Raw genomic sequence first — 3,532 nt, 5'->3', positions numbered from 1 at the left:
GTGGTGGTCGGCGCCGCTGCTGCCGTCGTTGCCGAGGAGCTTTCGAACTCCGCGCCGGACGGCCTGATCGCCGTCCCCGAACCACTGCGTGGGGACTGCCGGGACGGTGACGGCGCCACGATGCCGGGCGCGACCAGGACCCTGCTGTGCCGCGACCCGCGCGGCCAGCGGGCGACGGTAGGACTGTTCGCCGACCGGGAGGCCGTCGAGAGTGCGTACCAGCAGGCGGTACGCGACGCCGGAGTCACCCCGGGCGAGGGCGACTGCGGTACGGCCACGACGGGGGAACACAGGTATCCGGCCGCGGGTCGGGCGACCGGACGCGTCCTCTGCCACACCGGTGCGGCCGGACGCACCAGCATCGTGTGGACCGACGACCAGGGCCACACGATCATCCGCGCAGAGGCGCCGAGCCGGGACGCCGAACGGGCGCTGCGGGAGGCATGGCTGGGGTGGACCGGTGCACCGGCCTTCCCGACCCGCGAGGAGCGTGACCTGATCGACCTGCTCGCCGCTGCCGACTGCCGGCGAGCGCCGATCGGCCTTCTGGACGACCACCCCGGTGCGATCGCCGGAGTGGAGTGCAATCCGCAGGGGGTCGGTGCCCGTACCGCGTCGTACTTCCGGTTCGGCACGGTGGCCGACCTGCGGTCCGCGCTGGACGGCCAGGCCGAGGCGGCCGGTGCGCCCACCGGCGTCGACTGCGCCGACGGCACCGCCCCCGGATTCCTCGGCGCCCGTCGCTACGACCTGCGCAGCGTCGAACTCGGCACGCTGCTGTGTCACCCCGGACCGCAGAGCAGCCTGGTGATGCAGTGGAGCGTCGAGTCCCTGCTGGTGGCCGGTCGCGCCGCTGGTGCGGACTCCGCCAGCCTGTCGGCCTGGTGGCGGGCCTACTCGGGCCCACCGGTGGCCAGGATCGTCGAGGCGGTCAACAGCCAGTCCACGCCGCCGTTTCCGACCGCCGGAGAGAAGGAACTCCTCACGCACATCCCGGAACGGTCCAGGACGAACTGTCTACGGCCATCGGGCGAACAGGTCCGCAGGAACGTCGGCTCGGAGCCGGTCGTCGCCGTCGTCTGCGGACCCACCAGCGGGGCCCGGATCGTCTTCTACTACCGGTTCCCGGACGTGCGGGCCATGCGGAGAAGCTACGGTAGCGGCCGCACCGGCGGCGCCGACTGCACGGCGCTACCTCGGCGGTTCGCGGGGGAGTCCTCGTACCGGCGGGGGCGTGTCACGGGTCGACTACAGTGCGGTAGCGACGAGTCGGGCAACCGCTGGCTGGAGTGGACCACCGACCAACTGGCCATCCAGGCGTTCGCCTTCCAGGGCGGCGACCCCGCCGCGATGATCGACTGGTGGCGGCATGACGCCGGGCCCGGCTGACCGGCGGCGCGCACCAGGGCTCAGCCGAGAACGGAGCCGCTGATGTTGGCGGTGCCGGTTCCCGAGCTGCTGCCCCGGCTGGTGGTCTGAACCTGACCGTTGAAGATTCCGACGAGGCTCACGTCGCCCTGGCGGTACTTCACGGTCAGGCTCCACTCGTGCCGCCTGCCGTCGGCCGGTACGTCCACCGACTGGCGCCACGGCAGGCGTACGGACCGTCCGTCGGTGGCTCGGCCGTCGAGGACGTACGTGAACGAGTCGATCCGCGCGTCGCCCGTCGCCGTCAGCACCAGGGTGTGCGGCTGCCGGGCCGGTGCCGTCGAGGTCGCGTCGACTCCGGGTCCGGCCGTGGTGGAAGCCGGAGTCGACGGGCGCGCATCCGATGGAGCGGGGCTGTCGTCGCAGCCGGCAAGCAGTGCGATCAACAGGACCGTGCCCGCCGCCAGCGGGCGTACGCCAGACAGCATTGCTCCATTTTAGTCGGTGATGATCGGTTCACGGCAACTGCGTATCCGTTCTGCTCGGCGTTTCCGCTCAGCGTGCGGATGCCGAAAGTTTCCGCAATCCGGCGCCGGCCCGCCGGACCGCCCCGGGTGGTACGGCTGCGCCCGGACCGGGTGGTGGTGGCTCGCGAACAGCGCGGTCAATCATCGGACATCTGACGTATGTCGAGGTCAGCGCGATGCCAGGTGATCAAGCGGCGATCGGCGGGGCGGAGAGCGGAGTGCCCGGCGCGGTATTGACACGTTTCGGTTTCTTACTGAAAACTTGACCACGTCGACATTTGTGATCTTCGATCTTTGCCGACGCATCCATCACCTACCCGGAAGGGGAGCCCAGTGATCAGCAGCTCGGGCCGCTCCAGGATCAGTTCGACGGTCGCCGTACTGGCGGCGGCGGCGCTCGCGGTCGCTGGAGCGGTGACGGTAGTGGCGAGGACGGCGATTGCCGAGGCCGCGCCGGTGGGCGCCGTGGTGGCGGCGGCCGCTGTCGAAGACGAGGGTGCCGACTGCCCGGTGTCGTTGCCCGGCTCGTTGACGGCGAACTCCAGGCTTCCCGATCCTTTCCGGAAGTTGGATGGTTCACGGATCACCAGCAAGGCCGACTGGCGGTGTCGACGGGCGGAGACCCGCGAGCTGGCCGAGAGGTACGTCTACGGCGACAAGCCGGCGAAGCCGGCGACCGTCACGGGGACGGTCTCGAGCTCCAGCATCACGGTGAACGTGTCGCACAACGGCCGGAGTTCGAGTTTCTCGGCGAGCGTGCAACTGCCGACCGGCTCCGGGCCGTTCCCGGCGGTCGTGGTACTGGGCGGGTTCGGCGCGGACACGGCCACCATCAGGTCGGCCGGTGCCGCCGTGATCAACTATGACCCCTTCGCGGTGGGTCGGGAGGGCACGCCCCGGAACAACAAGCAGGGTGCGTTCTACAGCATCTACGGGGCGTCGAGCAGCACCGGGCTGTTGATGGCCTGGGCCTGGGGGGTCAGCCGGATCATCGACGTCATCGAGCAGTCGGGCGGCAACATTCTTCGAGCCGATGCGACCGGTGTCACCGGATGCTCCCGGTACGGAAAGGGCGCCTTCGTGACCGGTGCGTTCGACCAGCGCATCGCCCTGACCATGCCGATCGAGTCGGGCAGCGCCGGTGCTCCCATCTTCCGCGGCCTCCCCGGAGAATCCGGTGCCCAGCCGCTGAGCAGCGCCTACGGGGAGCAGCCGTGGCTGGGCGATGCGTTCAGCTCCTTCACGGGCAACCCGAACACGCTGCCACTGGACACGCATCAGGTCGTGGGCATGGTGGCGCCGCGAGGACTGTTCATCATGGAGAATCCACACGTCGACTGGCTGGCCGCCAGATCAGGCAGCGTGGCGGGTCTGGGCGGAGCGGAGGTCTACAAGGCGCTCGGTGCGGGCGAGAACATCACGTACTGGTCCGACGTCCAGGACGGCACCCACTGCGCCTCCAGGTCGGAGTGGCGAACCCCCCTGCAGCAGAACATCCAGAAGTACCTGCTGAAGACGGGCAATGCCGCCGGCACGATCAGGATCTCGAGCAGGAAGGCCGGCAATCTTTCCGAGTGGCGGGACTGGCAGACTCCGACCCTCACCGACGGGCCGACAACCCCGCCCACCACCCCACC

Annotated in this window: 3 protein-coding genes; 2 read left to right on the top strand and 1 reads right to left on the bottom strand. The window is 69.9% G+C overall.

The window, feature by feature from the left end:
* Positions 1-1,389: hypothetical protein (locus tag I0C86_RS40045; protein ID WP_230395592.1), on the top strand; the 1,389-nt coding region annotated here is incomplete at its 5' end.
* Between the two features lie 20 nt (positions 1,390-1,409).
* Here I0C86_RS40045 and I0C86_RS40040 read toward each other — a convergent pair.
* A complete protein-coding gene (locus I0C86_RS40040) occupies positions 1,410-1,856 on the bottom strand; it encodes a hypothetical protein (RefSeq protein ID WP_196206532.1) in 447 nt (148 codons plus the stop codon).
* Between the two features lie 372 nt (positions 1,857-2,228).
* On the opposite strand from I0C86_RS40040, the gene I0C86_RS40035 reads away from it, so the two are divergent.
* Positions 2,229-3,532, top strand: a 1,304-nt coding sequence (locus I0C86_RS40035; protein ID WP_196206531.1) for a glucuronyl esterase domain-containing protein, incomplete at its 3' end; no start/stop codon positions are given.

The organism is Plantactinospora alkalitolerans, assembly GCF_015690345.1.
GTDB lineage: Bacteria > Actinomycetota > Actinomycetes > Mycobacteriales > Micromonosporaceae > Plantactinospora > Plantactinospora alkalitolerans.
Note: the sequence above shows the minus strand (reverse complement) of the source record. Positions and strands in the feature narration are given on the sequence as shown.

Coding starts and splice junctions, on each gene's coding strand:
- I0C86_RS40040 (WP_196206532.1), bottom strand. CDS start 1,856: ATGCTGTCTGGCGTACGCCCGCTGGCGGCGGGCACGGTCCTGTTGATC.